At 63.5% G+C, this 16,082-nt stretch carries 16 protein-coding genes; 9 read left to right on the top strand and 7 right to left on the bottom strand.

What is annotated here, in order from left to right:
* The first annotated feature begins 6 nt into the window (after window positions 1–6).
* The 6 genes from IEX50_RS08940 to IEX50_RS08915 all read left to right on the top strand — a co-directional run bounded on the left by IEX50_RS08940 (window position 7) and on the right by IEX50_RS08915 (window position 5,658).
* Window positions 7–1,005, top strand: coding sequence for an AraC family transcriptional regulator (locus tag IEX50_RS08940; protein WP_229673842.1), 999 nt, complete (start codon window positions 7–9; stop codon window positions 1,003–1,005).
* 185 nt (window positions 1,006–1,190) lie between these two features.
* Window positions 1,191–1,847 (top strand): class I SAM-dependent methyltransferase, encoded by a 657-nt coding sequence (locus tag IEX50_RS08935; protein ID WP_198350664.1) that lies wholly within the window; start codon window positions 1,191–1,193, stop codon window positions 1,845–1,847.
* Window positions 1,847–2,149: a hypothetical protein gene (locus IEX50_RS08930; RefSeq protein ID WP_157176803.1), complete on the top strand. Its 303-nt coding sequence runs from the start codon at window positions 1,847–1,849 to the stop codon at window positions 2,147–2,149. The genes IEX50_RS08935 and IEX50_RS08930 overlap by 1 nt, the downstream gene beginning before the upstream one ends.
* Before the next feature lie 116 nt (window positions 2,150–2,265).
* A complete protein-coding gene (locus IEX50_RS08925; protein WP_157176804.1) occupies window positions 2,266–2,727 on the top strand; it encodes a (2Fe-2S)-binding protein in 462 nt (153 codons plus the stop codon).
* Window positions 2,728–2,783: 56 nt separating this feature from the next.
* On the top strand, window positions 2,784–3,410 hold the full coding sequence (locus tag IEX50_RS08920) for an Isoquinoline 1-oxidoreductase subunit (RefSeq protein ID WP_229673841.1): 627 nt from the start codon (window positions 2,784–2,786) through the stop codon (window positions 3,408–3,410).
* A gap of 25 nt (window positions 3,411–3,435) precedes the next feature.
* Entirely contained in the window at window positions 3,436–5,658 is a 2,223-nt protein-coding gene (locus IEX50_RS08915; protein ID WP_229673840.1) for a xanthine dehydrogenase family protein molybdopterin-binding subunit, read from the top strand.
* A gap of 153 nt (window positions 5,659–5,811) precedes the next feature.
* On the opposite strand, the gene IEX50_RS08910 is transcribed toward IEX50_RS08915, so the two are convergent.
* From IEX50_RS08910 to IEX50_RS08895, 4 genes are all read right to left on the bottom strand, one after another.
* Window positions 5,812–6,741 (bottom strand): MlaA family lipoprotein, encoded by a 930-nt coding sequence (locus IEX50_RS08910; RefSeq protein WP_157176806.1) that lies wholly within the window; start codon window positions 6,739–6,741, stop codon window positions 5,812–5,814.
* A 109-nt stretch (window positions 6,742–6,850) separates the two neighbouring features.
* Window positions 6,851–7,324 (bottom strand): DUF2147 domain-containing protein, encoded by a 474-nt coding sequence (locus tag IEX50_RS08905; RefSeq protein ID WP_157176807.1) that lies wholly within the window; start codon window positions 7,322–7,324, stop codon window positions 6,851–6,853.
* 291 nt (window positions 7,325–7,615) lie between these two features.
* The gene (locus IEX50_RS08900; RefSeq protein WP_157176808.1) at window positions 7,616–8,713 is read right to left on the bottom strand and encodes an oxidoreductase; all 1,098 of its coding nucleotides are present in this window, start codon (window positions 8,711–8,713) and stop codon (window positions 7,616–7,618) included.
* A 221-nt stretch (window positions 8,714–8,934) separates the two neighbouring features.
* The gene (locus tag IEX50_RS08895) at window positions 8,935–9,990 is read right to left on the bottom strand and encodes an AraC family transcriptional regulator (protein ID WP_229673839.1); all 1,056 of its coding nucleotides are present in this window, start codon (window positions 9,988–9,990) and stop codon (window positions 8,935–8,937) included.
* Between the two features lie 166 nt (window positions 9,991–10,156).
* Here IEX50_RS08895 and IEX50_RS08890 point away from each other — a divergent pair, with 166 nt between their 5' ends.
* Entirely contained in the window at window positions 10,157–11,395 is a 1,239-nt protein-coding gene (locus IEX50_RS08890) for an MFS transporter (RefSeq protein ID WP_229673838.1), read from the top strand.
* 509 nt (window positions 11,396–11,904) lie between these two features.
* On the opposite strand, the gene IEX50_RS08885 is transcribed toward IEX50_RS08890, so the two are convergent.
* The 3 genes from IEX50_RS08885 to IEX50_RS08875 all read right to left on the bottom strand — a co-directional run bounded on the left by IEX50_RS08885 (window position 11,905) and on the right by IEX50_RS08875 (window position 14,530).
* Window positions 11,905–12,297, bottom strand: a complete 393-nt coding sequence (locus tag IEX50_RS08885) for a hypothetical protein (protein ID WP_229673836.1) — start codon at window positions 12,295–12,297, stop codon at window positions 11,905–11,907.
* A gap of 126 nt (window positions 12,298–12,423) precedes the next feature.
* Complete coding sequence (locus IEX50_RS08880; protein ID WP_157176810.1) at window positions 12,424–13,398, bottom strand: SDR family oxidoreductase; 975 nt, start codon at window positions 13,396–13,398, stop codon at window positions 12,424–12,426.
* Between the two features lie 157 nt (window positions 13,399–13,555).
* Window positions 13,556–14,530, bottom strand: a complete 975-nt coding sequence (locus IEX50_RS08875) for a LysR family transcriptional regulator (RefSeq protein ID WP_184075122.1) — start codon at window positions 14,528–14,530, stop codon at window positions 13,556–13,558.
* 85 nt (window positions 14,531–14,615) lie between these two features.
* Between IEX50_RS08875 and IEX50_RS08870 the strand changes: the two genes are divergently transcribed.
* Both IEX50_RS08870 and IEX50_RS08865 read left to right on the top strand, forming a co-directional pair.
* Window positions 14,616–15,032, top strand: coding sequence for a hypothetical protein (locus tag IEX50_RS08870; protein ID WP_157176812.1), 417 nt, complete (start codon window positions 14,616–14,618; stop codon window positions 15,030–15,032).
* A 1-nt stretch (window position 15,033) separates the two neighbouring features.
* Window positions 15,034–16,059, top strand: a complete 1,026-nt coding sequence (locus IEX50_RS08865) for an alpha/beta hydrolase (RefSeq protein ID WP_198350666.1) — start codon at window positions 15,034–15,036, stop codon at window positions 16,057–16,059.
* Window positions 16,060–16,082: the final 23 nt, after the last annotated feature.

Below are 16,082 nucleotides of genomic sequence, written 5' to 3'. Positions count from 1 at the left end.
CGACCGATGACCAGAATGCCGGAAACCGGAAAAATATTGCCTTTTCCTACAATGGACCCGGCCCGGGTGTCCGCGGCGCGCGGCGCGTCGCATAGTCGCCTTGGCGGGCATGGCGGGTCATCAGCGCTTCTGACGGCGGTCAACACCTTCATGGACGGGCACGGCGGCGAAGAGGGATATTTCCCGGTGCCGGACACCAATGTTCACATGGTCCGGTCGTTTCATCACCGGGACAGTCATTTCGTGTATCAGCCGTCGCTCTGCATCACGCTGCAGGGGGCCAAGGAGATCCTCGTCGGTGACGAGACGCTTCGCTACGGCCCGATGCAGTGTCTGATCGTGAGCATGGATATTCCGGCGCATGGACGGATCGTGGCCGCAAGCCAGGACGAGCCCTTTGTCGGCATCGCGATCGGGTTCGACGTCGTCATGATGCGCGAAGTGCTGCAAGAACTCGACTCCCCGCCGGCCCCGTCCGCGAGCGCCGGCCGAAGCGTGTTCGTGGCCAACGTCGACGGGCCGCTGGCCGATTGCGTCATGCGCATGGTCCGCCTGACGGACACGCCCAAGGCCATCCCGATCCTCTACCCAGCCGTAATGCGCGAATTCTATTACTGGCTGTTGAGCGGTCCGAACGGTGCCGAACTCTGCAAGCAGGCCATGCCGGACTCGCACCTGGAACGCGTCGCGCGGGCCATTCACCTGCTGCGAAACAACTTCGCACAGACGTTGCGCGTGGAGCAGCTTGCGGAGGTCGCACATATGAGTGCGTCCTCGTTCCACCAGCATTTCAAGGCGATGACATCGATGACGCCGCTGCAATTCCAGAAGCAGCTTCGTCTGTTGGAGGCACGCCGACTGATGACGGCGGATGCAATCAATGTCGCGGAGGCGGCCTACCAGGTCGGCTACGAAAGCGCGTCCCAGTTCAGCCGCGAATATTCGCGTCAGTTCGGTGTTGCGCCGAAGCGCGATGTCATGAGCCAGAAGGCCGCTTTGGCATAGCACTCAAAAGCAAAGCCGGCCTAGAATACGGGCGCGCAGCAGGTCTGCGCGCCCGTTCGTCCTTTTGCGGGATCGCCGAACGCTCGGCTCCTTGAAGAAACGGGCAAGTCTTCTGCAAGTTCGGGCATGGTGCTTCGCGGCGTCCTGCCGGACCATTGGGCAACTCTGATCGATGGAGAAGCCCAATGTTCATGGACCTTTCATACGCGGCGATCGGCAAGATCGGCGCCGCGGCCCGGCCAATCATCGCCAAGCCCGCGAACGGACGTTCGTGGGACATGTTCCGGTTTCTGCTCGAATGGTTGCGCGACCCGGCCGGCACCGCGGCGGTAGCGCCATCGGGGAAAGCGCTGGCTTCCTTGATTACGCACCGGATCGGGCGAGAGACCGGTGCGGTCCTCGAGCTCGGCCCCGGAACCGGGGTGTTCACTCAAGCTCTGGTCGATCGGGGTGTCATCGAATCCGACCTGACACTGGTCGAGCAGAACCAGACCTTCGTCCGGCTGCTCCGGCAGCGCTTTCCTCGTGCGACGGTCCTCAGCATCGACGCCGCCGGTCTAGGTCGTTCCCAGGATGTGGGAAGCCGCAAGTTCGGGGCGGCCGTTTGCGGGCTCGGTTTGCGGAGTATGGATCCCGAACAGGTCGAGGCGATCATACACGCTGCCTTTGAGCGCCTGATGCCCGAAGGAGCGCTCTACCTGTTCACTTATGGTTGGCGATGCTCCGTTCCGGACGACATGCTCGATCGGCTCGGCCTTGTCGCCGAACGCGTCGGGACGACGCTACGCAACGTACCACCGGCCTCCGCTTACCGCCTCGCCCGTCTTTCGGCAGTCCGCTGATGCTCGCGTGGATTCAGCAGGAGCGCGACCGTTCGATGAAGGTGGATTATCTTCTAGTCTGGGCGGCGAACGCGGCCATAGTCGCGGTACTACCGGCGAAACTCGGGTGGTCTGGCGCCCCGCTATTGATCTTCCTCACCTACGCGGTGACCGCCGGGATCGTGCTGACGCTCGCCGAAGACCTGCGCTATGCCACACTGGCTTTCACCCGTACCGATATTCGAAGCTACCTGAAGGTGCGCGTCGGGCTTGTTGCGGTTTTTGGCATTGTCCCGTTCCTGCTTGGTCGCGCGCTCTCATGAGATCGGTGTCATACCTGCAGGAATGGGCATGCTTTCTGAAGGTTCGGGCGTTTCCCGTCCAATCGGACGCGCATATCCTGCCCGGCATGATCATCGCTGAAGTCCGGGCTTAGGCCATGTCATACTCCCTTACGGTCAACGGACAGGTCCGCCACGTCGATGAGGACGGGCAAACGCCGCTCCTTTGGGTGCTTCGCGACACGTTGAAGCTGCCGGGGACGAAGTATGGCTGTGGCATCGCACAATGCGGCGCCTGCACGGTCCATGTCGATGGTCAGCCGATGCGGTCCTGCTCGCTTGCGCTGGAAGCCGCGGCAGGATCGCAGATCGTCACGATCGAGGCGGTCGACGGCCCGCAGGCCGACGCCATACGCGATGCCTGGGTCGCCCGCGACGTGCCGCAATGCGGCTTTTGCCAGTCGGGCCAGATCATGAGCGCGGTCGCGCTGCTGCGAAGTGTTCCCAAGCCCACCGACGCGGACATCGATATCGCCATGAGCGGCAATATCTGTCGCTGCGCGACGTATAACCGCATTCGCGCGGCGATCCACGATGCTGCCGGGTCCGCCCAGTCGTGAGGTGGCGTCGCGCCTCGGGTGAGCGACGTCGCCGGCGGTTCGGCTGCCTGCCCATATTGGCGCTGGTTATCGCGGCGATCGTCCTGGTGCTGGCGATCGTCCTGCGCCCCCAGCCATTGCCGGAGGCGCAGGCGCTGCCCGCCAATCATCGGTCAATCGAGACTGCGCAGCTGCGCCCCGCCGCGGCGTTTGCGACTATTACGGACCCGGCGGTTCGATCAGTCGCGCTGTTCGAGGAAGCGGGGCGCGTCATCCAGCACCCACGCTGCATGAACTGCCACCCGCGGACCGACCGACCCACGCAGACCGATGCGATGCGGCCGCACATGCCCTGGGTCACGCGCGGCCCGGACAATGCGGGTGCGGCGACGCTGCGCTGCACGACCTGCCATCACGATGCGAACTTCGCTGCCTCGGGCGTACCCGGCAATCCCAAGTGGAAACTCGCGCCGATCGAGATGGCCTGGCAGGGTAAGACGCTCGGGCAGATCTGCCGGCAGATCCTCGACCCCGCGCGTGCGCACATGGGACGCGATCAACTGCTGCAGCACATGGCGAAGGACGAGCTGGTCGGCTGGGCGTGGCACCCCGGCGGCAAGCGTACCCCCGCGCCGGGGACGCAGGCCGAGTTCGGCGCGCTCATCGACGCGTGGCTGAAGACGGGTGCGCGATGCCCCGCATAAGCCACCAGCGAACAGGAGATCGGCCGTGATCGAAGCCCCCGCGCCCAAGCGGCGCTTCCGCATGACGCGCCGCAGGATGATCCTGGGCGGGACGCTGGCGGGCGGGGCGCTCGTCGTCGGATACACCGCCACGCACCCGATGCAGGTCGCCGGTGCCATTCTCCAGGGCGGCGGGTCCGATCCGGAGCCGAGCGCCTTCGGGCCGTTCATCCGGGTCACGCCCGATGGCTGGACGACGATCGTCAACCGGCAGCAGGAACTGGGCCAGGGCATTCACGCGGGCATGGCTGCCATGATCGCGGAAGAACTGGACGCCGACTGGGACCGGGTCCGCGTGATCGATGCGCATTCGAACCTCCGCGCTTATGGGATGCAGGGGAGTGCGGGATCGAACTCGATCGCCAGCAACTGGGATCTGATGCGCACCGCTGGCGCAGCGGCGCGCGCGATGTTCGTCGCGGCGGCGGCGATGCGCTGGAGCGTCCCGCGCAATCTGATCACCGTGCGCGACGGTGTCGTCTCGCACCCCGGGTCGAACCGGTCGGCGACCTTTGCCGAGTTGCTGGCCGAGGCGGCACGCCAGACCCCGCCGCAGCAGCCGTCGCTCAAGCATCCAAAGGACTATCGCCTGATCGGCACAGATCGCGTGCGGCGCAAGGACAGCTTGCCCAAGAGCACGGGTGCGCAGGTCTACACGCAGGATGTCCAGCTTCCCGACATGCTCGTCGCGATGGTCGCGCACAGCCCGCGCTTCGGTGGGCGACTGGCCAAGTTCGACTCCTCCGACGCGCGCAAGGTGAAGGGCGTCGTGGACGTCATCGCGATCGAAACGGGCGTGGCGGTGGTCGCGGAAAACACCTTCGCCGCCCGGCAGGGACGCGACGCCCTCAGGACCGAGTGGAACGACAGCGCGGCCGAGACGCGCTCCACGCCCCAGCTTGTGAGCTATTATCACGACATCGCCGCCGGCCGTACGGACGTGGAGCCGAGCGAGTTCCACAGCAAGGGGGAGGATGCAGCCGCCTTCGGTGCCGGCACGATCGAGTTCGCGTTCGACTTCCCCTACCTCGCCCATGCTCCGATGGAGACGATGGATTGCGTCGCCCAGGTCGATGGGTGGGACGTGAAGATCATCTCTGGGTCGCACCTGCCCACCGTCGATCAGGTGCAGGCGGCCCGGGTCGCGGCCACCATTCCCGGCCGCGTCGATGTTCAGGTCATCCCGGCGGGCGGCTCGTTCGGCCGGCGCGGCAACCTGACTGCCGATTATCTGGCGGAATGCGTGCGGATCGCGAAGCGTACGAACGGGCGGCCGGTCAAGCTGATCTGGACGCGCGAGGACGAGCAGTCGTCCGGCCTTTTCCGGCCGATGGCGCATCATCGCATCTGGGTTCAACTCGGTCCGGACGGCTTTCCGGCGCGCTGGCGTCATCATGTCGTGGCCCAGTCGCTGCTCCCCGTCGGACCCAATGCCCAGGCCGTCGAGGGCATCGCGACATCGCCCTATCTGGCGGCCGCCCGGGTCGTCGACGGGAAAGTCTTTTCACCCAGCTTTCCGGTGCCGGTCGCCTTCTTTCGCTCGGTCGGACATTCGATCAACGGCATGGTGATGGAGCACGCGATCGATCAGCTCGCCAAGCGCGCCGGACGCGATCCGGCGGACTATCGTCGTGCGATGTATCGCCGGGCCGGAGCCAAGCGGCACCTCGCCGTGCTCGATGAGCTGTGCCGCAAGGCGGGATGGGGCACGCCGTTGGCGGCCGGCTGGGCGCGGGGGCTTGCCGTGCACGAAGCGTTCGGCACGGTCGTCGGCCAGGTCGCCGAAGTCCGGATGCAGGATGGGCGGCCCATCGTGCGCCGCGTCGTCGCAGTGGTCGATTGCGGGATTGCCGTCTCGCCCGACCAGATCGCAGCACAGATGGAAGGCGCGATCGGCTTCGGCCTGTCGGCCGCGCTCTACGGTGCGATGACGCTGAAGGACGGCGTCGTCCAGGAAACCAACTTCGATACCTACCCGGTCGTGCGCATGAACGAGATGCCGGCGGTCGAGACCTACATTCTGCCGTCTTCCAACCGACCAACCGGCATGGGTGAGCCGGGGGTTCCGCCGATCGCGCCTGCGATTGCAAACGCCGTACTGGCATTGACCGGCGCTCCGACACGAAGCCTGCCGATGCTGCCAAAGGGGTCTGCCAACTTTGGGAGCGGTATGAGCCCCGGGACAACTCCGGGTGCGACAACGGTCTGATGAGCCCTGCCGCGTGCGCGGTGTCGCACATCCCGGACCCATTCACTGGGACCATGATCCGTACGAGACGGATCGAAACTCAACGCCGAGAATGAGGATGACTGGGGACGGCGATACCGTCCCCCCGCTCGCTCCGGTGTCACCCGCCGCCGCTTACGGATCTTTGCGAATGCGCTTTCGGTGCAGCGCATCAATCTGCGCCTGACGCTCGCGCAGATAATGCTGCCTGACATTCCAGTACGGGTCGCCATCTTTACGAAGCGCTTTGATCTGCTCGTCAGCCTCGGCTCGTTCGTCAAGCAACCGGACTGTCGTGGTCGGAATGACGTATAACGGGTCGCTGAACGGTTGGCCTATGGCGACGGGCAGGACAGAAATATCGAGCACTCGCCCCACAAGGTCGCGAACAGTCGTGGGCCCCATGAACGGCAGATACAAATATGCCCCGGATTTCACGCCGTAATAGCCCAGCGTGTTACCGAAGCCGTTTGGTCGACGGGGCAAAGAGAATGGCCGCTTTTTTGCAACGTCGAACAGACCGGCGACGCCGATCGTCGAATTGACCGCGAAACGGCCCAGTGTCTCCGCACTCTTTCCCGGCTTGAGCTGCAGCAAGTAATTGAGAGCGACGACCGGCTCGGTCAAATTGCCCAGGAAGTTTCGCAAGCCGCTGCGTACAGGCCTGGGAACTGTGTCCCTGTATGCCAGCGCGACGGGCCCCGTAACGGCGGTGTCGACGGATTGGACGAGGGCAAAGGAACGAGCATTCACGCCTTCTAACGGATCGCTTGCCGTTCTGGGCCTCCCCTGCACGATGATCGTGTCGTTGGGCTCGCGGGGCAGCGGGGCCTGATCGCCTTCGAGTTGGGCAACTCCCTGTGGAAGATCGCTAGCACCGCTCGACGTTTGATCGGGCGCGCATCGCGCTGGAGCCGGTAGCTTTGACCCTGATGGAACAGGCGTCGCGGCCTGAGCATGCGGACCCTCCGTTGGCGGAGGGTTCGGCACGACGGGCAAAGTGCAACCCGCGTCCGGCTGTGCGGTCAGCAACGGCATCGCGAGCAAAAGGGCCGAAAAGCTCATTGGGTGATGGCTCCTTTCATCATCCGGACGCGAACGGCCGAGTGTACGAAATCCGAGGATGGCTGCGCAGCCGAGCCTGGCTGTTCGTCGATAATCACAGAAGGCGGGATCAGGATTTCACACGATGGAATGTGACCGTTCGGCCCATTATCGGCGTTCCAAGGTACGCGCGGAGTTCCATCTTGCCCTTGACCATGGTTGCACGAGCAGAAACAGAGCGCCCGGACGAACCATCATAAAGACTGCCGCCCTCCCAGCGTCGTTCTTCCGCGTTCCACTTGAGGTTCTTCAGGATCACGGCGCGCTCGAGAGAGCGGGTCCTGAGGTTCGGATCAGGATTGTTCGTGTCCTTCCGGAAGGTCTTGCCATCTGGCTCCATCACGCGAATGCCGTAAAGCATTCGTGCCGAATACGTCCCGCCGGCATCGAACATATCGAGCTTGAGGCTTCCGTTGTCGGCCTCCCACAAACCGACCACCTCGTTGGCCGAGGCAGTCTGCGCGAAAGCGGCTTCGGACGGCAGTACGGCGGTCGCCGCCGTTAACGCTACGACGAGTAATGACACTTCCATGGATTTGAACATTACTTTTCCTTTTCAGGGCATCAATCGTAAGGATCGGTTCGATAGACAGTCACGCGATGTCCAGTCTCGCTCTTGGGTCGACGTCGCTTTCGAACGTCGGAGACCGTCAAATTCGCTCCGGACTGGTCCGCTTTTATGATCCTGGACCTATGCGTCCGGGTTGCGCAGACGAATGCCTAAATGAGCAAACTACTTGCCTAATCTTTCAGGCGGGGATGAGAACAAGTTCACTAGGGCCGCTGACGTGAAGCGATCTTCGTCAGCAGTCTTCCAGAGCAATGTCCTTCGGGCTCAGCTGAAGGACGTCCCACCAAGCCGTTCCAGCAATGGCCACAACCTTTGGGCCAAGCGGGAGTCTCGCGCGGCGGCAGGAACCTGCGCGACGCCGGGCGGCCCGCGCAGTTCAGCGATCCCTTTAGGTCCGTAGTAGCCCCCGGGCAGCACCCCCGCCGCCGTTCCCGCGTAGAGCGTCGGCAGCGCGCCCGTCGCCGCGGGTTGGAAGATAGGTAGCCACTGGAATCGCCACCCCTCTGGACTTTCGAGACCAGGGCCATTCGGGATAAGGTTGGTGCGGGCGACACCGGGATGCGAGGCCACGCTGGTCACACCCCAGCCATACCGCCTGCTTCGCCGCTCGGTTTCAAAGGCCAGCAGGAGATTGGCCAACTTGGACTGATCATAAGCCGCCGCGTAGTCATAGTTTTTTTGAAGTTGCAGATCGTCGAAGCGCAGCACGCCGCTGCCGGCACGAAGGCTGGAAACCCAAACGATCCGCGACATGTGCCCCTTGCGCAGCAGTGGCATAAGCTCGGCGGTCAGCACAAAATGGCCGAGCGTGTTGGTCGCAAACACCCTCTCAAAGCCATTCACGCTCACCTCGCGATTCAAGCGGCCCATCACACCTGCGTTATTGACCAGCAGGTCGAGGCTGCGATGCGTGTTCCGCATCTGGCGCGCAAAAGCCCTGATCGAGGCCAGGTCCGCAAGATCCAGGCGCTCGAACCGCACCGCCGCGTGAAGCGCTTCCGCCCGTATTCGCCGAACTGCTTCCTGGCCACGCGTCTGGTTGCGCGAGGCGATCGTTACGTCGGCACCAGCGCGCGCAAGAGCAAGCGCATCGTGATAGCCCAGACCGCTCCGGCCATTTTCGGGATAGCCGTTGGCGCCTGTTACGAGCACCGTTCGGCCACGCAAGACCGGAATGTCTTCCGCGCTCCAGTCGGGGATGCGCCCTGCGCCGCGGTCGTTCGAAGGCCCGGACGAGCAGCCGGCGACCAGTCCAACCGACGCGCCGACGGCTGAAGTTTGCAAAAACGCCCGGCGTGACAACGCCGGACGTTCTGCCTCAAGCTGTGACTGGTATTCCTGACCGCTTGAAACCGATATCACGCCGCATCTCCATACTTGCCGGACACAAATTAGGTGTCCGGTTGCAGGCGGCGATACCAATTCTTCGATAAAACTTGCCTATTGATACAGTAATTTAAAATCCGTTAGTCAGTAAGATATCGGTCGGTCAATTATCCATGTCTATGCTAGTAAGGAAGCGTTGTTGCATATCAAGAAAGATTGATGTCACGCACTCTGTTGTCGATCTCTGGTAAAGGCTATCAAGCCGATATGGCATTTTGCTGTCTACCACGGACCACGCGACCCATATACTCAGCATAAGCCTTTTGAAGAGTCGTGATATCCTTCTTCGGCGCGGCACCGAACATCCGGGAATATTCACGGCTGAACTGTGAAGCGCTTTCATATCCGACCTGATAGGCAGCTTCCGTCACGCTCACGGCTTCGGTTACCATCAAGCGCCGCGCCTCGATAAGACGTAACTGTTTCTGGAACTGAAGGGGCGACATGGATGTGAGCGTTTTGAAGTGCTGGTGGAAGGACGATACGCCCATCCCGGCCGCCTCGGCCAATTGCTCGACACGAAGCGTGCGGGCGATGTCGGCATGCAAGACGTATATCGCTTTTCGGATCCGAGCGGCATTCGTCTCTGCAACGGCAAGTTTGCAGAACTCGCCGCCATGTGCGCCGGTCAGGAGCCAATAGCATATTTCACGCATGATCGCCGGATACAGTATCGGGATCGCCTTGGGCGTATCGCACAATTTGATCAGGCGGCCGACGCAATCCGCCAGCGGTTCGTCGACCTGTCTCACGAACAGGCAAGGGCCCGTGCTGGACGGTGGCGCGGGCGGTGCATCGAGCTGCTCCAACACCTCCCGCATCAGGCCTATGTCGATATCCAGCGTCATACCAATATAGGGGCGATCCTGGCTCGCTTCGACGATATGCCCCGTGGCAGGCAGCTCCATCCCGACGGCCAGGCATTCCATCGCGCCATAGCTGAAGGTATCTTCTCCGATATGGAGGTCTTTTGCCCCCTGAAGGACGATACAGATCGAGGGGCGATAGAGTTGCCGCATCGGTAGCCGCTGCTGAAACTGACGAAGCATGCTGACGCCGGGAAGCGGTGTCGGAAATCGACCATGACCTCCGCCATTTTCTTCCATATAAGCATTGGCGGCGTCAAGGAGCGGGGACAGCACGCGTATTTCCGGCGGCTTGCCCGGCCAAGGTAGGACACGGCCTTCAACCGGCTCGATATCCTCGCATGTAGGTTTAGGCAATTTCTTTGGAGTATCGGACATTCCAACCATGGGCGAATCCTTTACCTTCGCTGGCGCCAAACCAAGCTAAATACAAGGTGTCGAGAGCAGTATCATCACAGAATTATAGGACAGGTCAATAGCTATTCCAAACAATAGAGATGCCTTATCTCGCCGTGAAGATGACAAGTATATTGGTGGAAGACGCGCAGCTATCTTGCTGTTCGTCCTATTTCTTGTTGGCCTGTTTTCCCAGATCGATAGAATGCTGCCGTTCATTATGGCGGAATCAATCAAGGAAGATTTGTCGCTAAGCGATACACAGGTCGGCTTGCTTACCGGACTGGCCTTCGCGCTATGCTATGCGCTCTTTTCATTGCCGCTCGCGCGTGCGTCCGACCGCGGTTCGCCGCGGTTCGTCCTTGTCGCTTGCGCATTGGTCTGGAGTGCGATGACCGCCTTGGGCGCTTTCGCCGAAAGTTTCCTGTTTCTCGCCTTCACTCGGTTCGGCGTGGCGCTGGGCGAGGCCGGCGGCAGCCCGGCGACGCATGCGATCATATCACGAAAAATCCGGCCTCAGCGCCGGGGCTTGGCGATCGGAATTTTTTCCTTGAGTCTCCCGCTCGGGACGATGGTGGCCTTTGCGCTTGGCGGTGCGATCACGGACACGCACGGATGGCGTGCCGCAGTCGTCGGCGCAGGGGCCTTTGGCGCGGCAGTGACGCTGTTGATGCTCTTTGTCACAGGGCCAACGCCGCCACTCAAGATCCCCGCATCCACTCGCGCGCCGTACCTTCGGTCGAGCCTGCGGCTGCTGTCGTCGGCGGGGTTTCGCTGGTTGTTCATCGGTGCAATCGTCGGTGGCTTCGCAGCCGCGCCGTTCTACGCTTTTGCGGCACCGTTTCTCATCCGCACCCATGGATACAGCGCCAGTGAGGCAGGTCTTGCATTCGGACTGCTCCAGGGCTTGATGGGGATTATGGGTACGCTCGTCGGCGGACGGATGTTCGACCGCGCCATTCGCGCCGGTGCAAAGAATCTACTCGGTCCGCCGGGCGTTCTGTTCGTGGGCTCGAGTGTCACAATGACGGCCGCGTTGTTCGTACCGACCGGATGGGTTTCCATCGCGCTGCTCGTGCCGACGATGCTCTCTTTTGCATTCCTGCTGCCCTGGGGGTTCGGCAGCGCACACTTCCTAGCCGGCACCGGCAACGAGGCGATGGCGACAAGTCTGATCATGATCGGCTCAGGCCTTCTCGGCCCGGCGTTTGGGCCACTGATTGTCGGTATGGTGAGCGACGCTGCATCAAGCGCCCAGATGTCGAACGGTTTGGGCCTAGGTCTGCTGACGGTACCGATAGCGAGCTTCCTATGCGGGCTGGCAATCCTGACCGCGAACAGGGAAATTGCCGGCGAAGCGGAGGCGCGTCGTGAACTCGCTCCGCGCCCTACTTGAAGGCATACGCCTCGATTCAGACCAAAAGAGCTGAGGTGGGATCTGCCGCTGAACTCGCATAAGGTTGCGTTCCTGTTGCCATTCTTGTGCGGAGGCCCTTCTGCCTACTGTAGATCCTGCTTGGACGGGCGCAGTACCGTCAGAGATCTTCATTCGTAATGAGTTGACCGGACGCTCTTACCTGCGGCCCGGCTTCGATGCGAACAGCGAAGCGACGAGCGGGATGAATGGGAGTCCGGCTGTCAGAACCAGCACGACTGCGATCAACATATTGTCGAGAAATTGTGCCGCGGACTGGACAGCGTAGGCAAGCGACCACGCGAGAAGCGCGCCGAAAACCAGCCCTGCGATCCGACGTCTCACCGTCGGATTGACCGTGGAGGAAGCCCGGCCCCGCGGTTGCGACCTGGTAGGCCTCTTCGGCTTACGTCGGAGCGCGGGTGAACAGGGCGGGGGCCGGATACTCTCGGCGCGTGGAACTGCGCGTTCCACGACGATGACGGGCTCACTCATCGCCGCGTTCTTCGTGACGATGCGGCCCGCGTGCGGGAAATGCTGGCGACTAGCACCTCGTATTGATCGAGCGTGAAGCCCGCCGTCGTGAACGCGGTCACTTCATGCCCGGGCACTGCGAAGCCGCGCTGCCAACTCAGCACCGCGATCCGTCGCAACGCTTCCAGACGGGGGCAAGCCAGGCGGGGTGTCTGGCGCATGCCGAACACGTTTCCCATCGCGATCGCAACGCGCCCGGGGGATCGCAGGCTGGAGACCGGATCCCCACGTGAGAGGGCGACGACCGACCATTCCAGCGGGCTGAAACGCCCTTCGGCAAGGGCCGGCGTGTCCGGCGCGCCGCGGGTTCGCGCAATGGTCGCGCTGCCGGTGATGACGTCGAAGTCCATGTAGCCCATGACAATCTCCTTGAGGATCGCCGACCGGCCTGTGCGGTGCAGAGGCGGGCGGAAGGGGGGGGGGCGGGCGCAGTTCGTCGTGTCCGGTTCCGGCAGCACGGCAATCGCCCTCGAGGGTCAGGCGGCGGCGCTGTAAGGGTCCGCGGCCGGCAACCGTAGCTGCGGTTCGACAGTGCCTTGCGCGAACCGCACGCCGGTCAGCGCTTCGGACACGTCCCACAGCCGTGATGCGACGGCCTCGTCCAGCGCCTGCGGCGGTATTCCGGCTTCGGTTGGATAGCCGCGCGTCTCGCCCATCCGGTCGGGCCCGTAGTAGCCGCCAGCCTTGGCCCGGTCCGAGGTTGCCGCGAACAGCGTCGGCAACGCGCCTTGGGCTGCGGGCTGGAACAGGAACGGAAGCAGCGAGCGGGCAAGGCCGTGCACGCTCCAACGCCCCGGCCCGTTGTGCAGCAAGTCGGTACGTGAGACGCCCGGATGCGCGGCGATGCTGGTGATCCCCCATCCGCCGGCCTCGCTGCGCCGCTGCAGTTCGAACGCGAACATCAGACAGGCGAGCTTCGACTGGCTGTAGGCCGGCATCGCCTTGTAGCTTTGCTCGGCATTCAGGTTGGCAAAGTCGATCGCTCCACTGGGCGCCGCGACGCTCGACAGCGAGATGACGCGCGCGTTCCGGCCCTTGCGCAGAAGCGGGAGAAGTTGGGCGGTCAGCGCGAAATGACCGAGATGGTTGGTGCCGAACTGCAGTTCGAAACCGTCGGCCGTCACCTGTCGCCGGGGAGGGACCATCACGCCCGCATTGTTGATGAGCAGATCGACGCGGTCCTGCTGCTTGCCGAGCCGCTCGGCGAAGGAGGCAACCGATGCAAGGTTCGCGAGATCGAGCCGAACGAACCGGATCCTGGCCGCTGTCACCTTGCTCCGGATCCGGTCGACCGCGTCGGCACCTTTATGTGCATCGCGTCCGGCCAGAATGATGTCGCCGCCAGCGCGCGCCAGCATGAGCGCGTCCTGGTAACCGAGGCCGCCGGTGCCGGTGATAACCGCAGTCCGGCCATTTTGCGGAGGGATGTCGGAGGATGTCCAGTGGGTCACGGAACTTACCTTTCATGAAGGAAGCCGATTTGGCGTCTCCATGGCAAGATAGACTTGTCGTCGATAAGCTCGATGCCCGAAGCTGGAAGCTTCTTGCCTGATCCTACGATCTGCTTATTAGGCGACGCCCGCGCTGCCGACTGTGGGTGACTTCACGTCAATCACCATGTTTCGTTCGCACCTCGTGAAACGCTTCCCTGTCGCTGTATGACCATTGGCTCGCAACCGTCTGCAGGCCATCGAGGAGCGAGCGGATACGCCGGGGCGTCTGGCGGCGTTCAAGCCGCACCGCGTGGATTGGGGTCTCCGCCACCCGCCAGTCGCGCAACAGTTCGACCACACGCCCCTCGCGCAAGTCCTTCAGCCCGACCCAGGCCGGAAGCCAAGCCAACCCAACTCCCAGCCGCATCAGCGACCAGATCGCACCGACGTCCTCCACCACCAGCCTAGGCCGCGGCAGGTGGCGGATGGGTGAGCCGTCAGCGGGGTTCGTGAACTGCCAGGCCATCAACCGGCCAGCCCTGGGCTCGCGAAAGCCGATCTGCTTGTGGTCCACGAGATCCGCCGGAGACAGCGGCGCCCCCATCAACTCGACATAGCGGCGGGTCGCGCACAGGATCCATGGAAAGCTACCGAGCGGCGTGGCGACCAGGCCGGGCTGTCCGGCCAGCGGCCCGTAGCGGATGGCGATGTCGATCGCCTCGGCCGCCAGATCGAGCGTGCCGTCGTCGATCTTCAGTTCGAGTTCGATGTCTGGGTTGGCGCGCAGGAGCGTCGGCACCTGACCGGCCAGCCGTGCGCGGATCAACGGCGCCGGCGCGCTCAGCCGCACGCGCCCGCCCGAGCCGCTCGCGGCGGCATGGTCGAGCGTTGCCTCGAGCCGCTCCGCTTCGCGCAGCAGGTCACGTGTCCCCTCGAGCAGACGCTCTCCCTCGGGCGTCAGCGAGAGCGCATGGGTGCTGCGATGAAGCAGCCGGACACCGTGCGTCTGCTCGAACCGCGACACCGCCTTGGACAGAGCCGAGGTGGTCGTTCCGGCACGTCTGGCGGCTTCGGCGAACGATCCGGCATCCACCACCCGAGCGAAGTGCAGCAGGTTGATGAGGCGCTGGAAGTTGGCTGGTGTGGACATCACGGCAACTCCATCCTGCCCCGACATGGTCTACAGGCGGTCGGGCGGTTCGGCCATACCCTGACAATCAACAAGGAGGCCGACCGTGAAGACGAACCTAGAGTTGGACGAGACTGTCCTCGACGATGCAGCGCGGGCGATCGGCGATGGTCCGGTGGTGATGGTGAACCTGCTCCGCTTCCGCGCGCAAGCACATTACCCCGCCGATTTTGTCGACCCAAAGCCGGACGCCCGCAGCGGTTATTACGAAGGCTATGTCGGCGGCTTCCGGCAGGCCTGCGCCGCGCTGGGGATCACTCCCGAACTGCTCTACGCGGGCGCACGGAGCGCCACCCTGCTGGGGGAGCAGGACGATGATTGGGACGAGATCGCCGTCGTCCGGTACGCGCGGTTCGACGATCTTCGCCGGATCTTGACGAGCGAGACCTATAACCGCTGTGCCAAGCCTCACCGTTTGGCGGTGTTGCGCGATTGGCGCTTCATCGCAACGCGGACGCGCTGACGTGACCACCGATCCGTTCCGTGCCGGCATCGTGGAGACGGCCCGGCACCGGACCGCCTTTATCGAGGCGGGGCCGGTCGATGGACCGCTCATGATCTTCGCGCATGGGTGGCCCGAGCTCGGCATCATCTGGGAACACCAGCTTGCGCATTTCGCCGCCCTGGGCTGGCGCTGCGTCGCGCCCGACATGCGCGGCTATGGCGGCTCGTCGGTGCCGACGCGAACTTGCGACTATTCCGTGCGGGCGATCACGCGTGACATGGTCGAACTGCATAACGCGCTTGGCGGGGCTCCCGCGATATGGGTCGGGCATGATTGGGGTTGCGCGCCCGTCTGGTCGATCGCGGCGCATCATCCCGATCGATGCCGCGGCGTGGTGGCGCTCTGCGTGCCGTACTTTGCGCGTGGCAACACGGCCGAAAACATGATCGCGACGGTCGACCGGCGGCTCTACCCGATCGACCGCTATCCGGCGGGGCAGTTCGACTACTGGCTTTATCACCGTGAGCACGCCGGCCCCGCGGCGGATGCACTGGAGGCCGATGTCCGGGCGACCATCGCGGCATCGTTCCGTCGTACGGCGCCGGACGTGGTCGGCAAGCCGTCGAAGTTTTCCGAGTTACGTTCACGTGGCGGCTTCTTCGGGCCGGGGCGGCGCGCACCGCAGATGGCGCGAGACGAGACGATGATGAGTGAAGCGCTGTTCGCAGCGTTCGTTACCGCCTTCAACCGGACCGGCTTCCGCGGCGCGAACGCCTGGTATCTCAACGATGCCGACAATGCGGTATACGCGCGCGAGGCGCCCGGGTTCGGCCGGATCGATCTGCCGGCACTCTTCATTCATGCAGACCGCGACACCGTGTGCGACACAATGCACAGCGGTCTTGCCGAGCCCATGCGGGGAGACTGTACGGCGTTGACCGAGAGCGTCGTGGAGGCGGGTCACATGCTGATGCTGGAGGACCCGGAGGGGGTTACCAGAGCGGTAGCGGGCTGGCTCGACGAGGCTTCGTTGTCCACGCCGTAGCAATCGGGAACCGGTCGGGCTCA

The organism is Sphingomonas prati (assembly GCF_014643515.1).
Taxonomy (GTDB): Bacteria; Pseudomonadota; Alphaproteobacteria; order Sphingomonadales; family Sphingomonadaceae; genus Sphingomonas_R; species Sphingomonas_R prati.
Note: the sequence above shows the minus strand (reverse complement) of the source record. Positions and strands in the feature narration are given on the sequence as shown.

Excerpts from the sequence above, each read along its gene's own strand:
- IEX50_RS08875 (WP_184075122.1), bottom strand. The coding sequence starts at position 14,530 with ATGTCCACACCAGCCAACTTCCAGCGCCTCATCAACCTGCTGCACTTC.
- IEX50_RS08905 (WP_157176807.1), bottom strand. The coding sequence starts at position 7,324 with ATGTTCAAATCCATGGAAGTGTCATTACTCGTCGTAGCGTTAACGGCG.
- IEX50_RS08930 (WP_157176803.1), top strand. The coding sequence starts at position 1,847 with ATGCTCGCGTGGATTCAGCAGGAGCGCGACCGTTCGATGAAGGTGGAT.
- IEX50_RS08885 (WP_229673836.1), bottom strand. The coding sequence starts at position 12,297 with ATGGACTTCGACGTCATCACCGGCAGCGCGACCATTGCGCGAACCCGC.
- IEX50_RS08925 (WP_157176804.1), top strand. The coding sequence starts at position 2,266 with ATGTCATACTCCCTTACGGTCAACGGACAGGTCCGCCACGTCGATGAG.
- IEX50_RS08895 (WP_229673839.1), bottom strand. The coding sequence starts at position 9,990 with ATGGTTGGAATGTCCGATACTCCAAAGAAATTGCCTAAACCTACATGC.
- IEX50_RS08935 (WP_198350664.1), top strand. The coding sequence starts at position 1,191 with ATGTTCATGGACCTTTCATACGCGGCGATCGGCAAGATCGGCGCCGCG.
- IEX50_RS08910 (WP_157176806.1), bottom strand. The coding sequence starts at position 6,741 with ATGAGCTTTTCGGCCCTTTTGCTCGCGATGCCGTTGCTGACCGCACAG.
- IEX50_RS08940 (WP_229673842.1), top strand. The coding sequence starts at position 7 with ATGACCAGAATGCCGGAAACCGGAAAAATATTGCCTTTTCCTACAATG.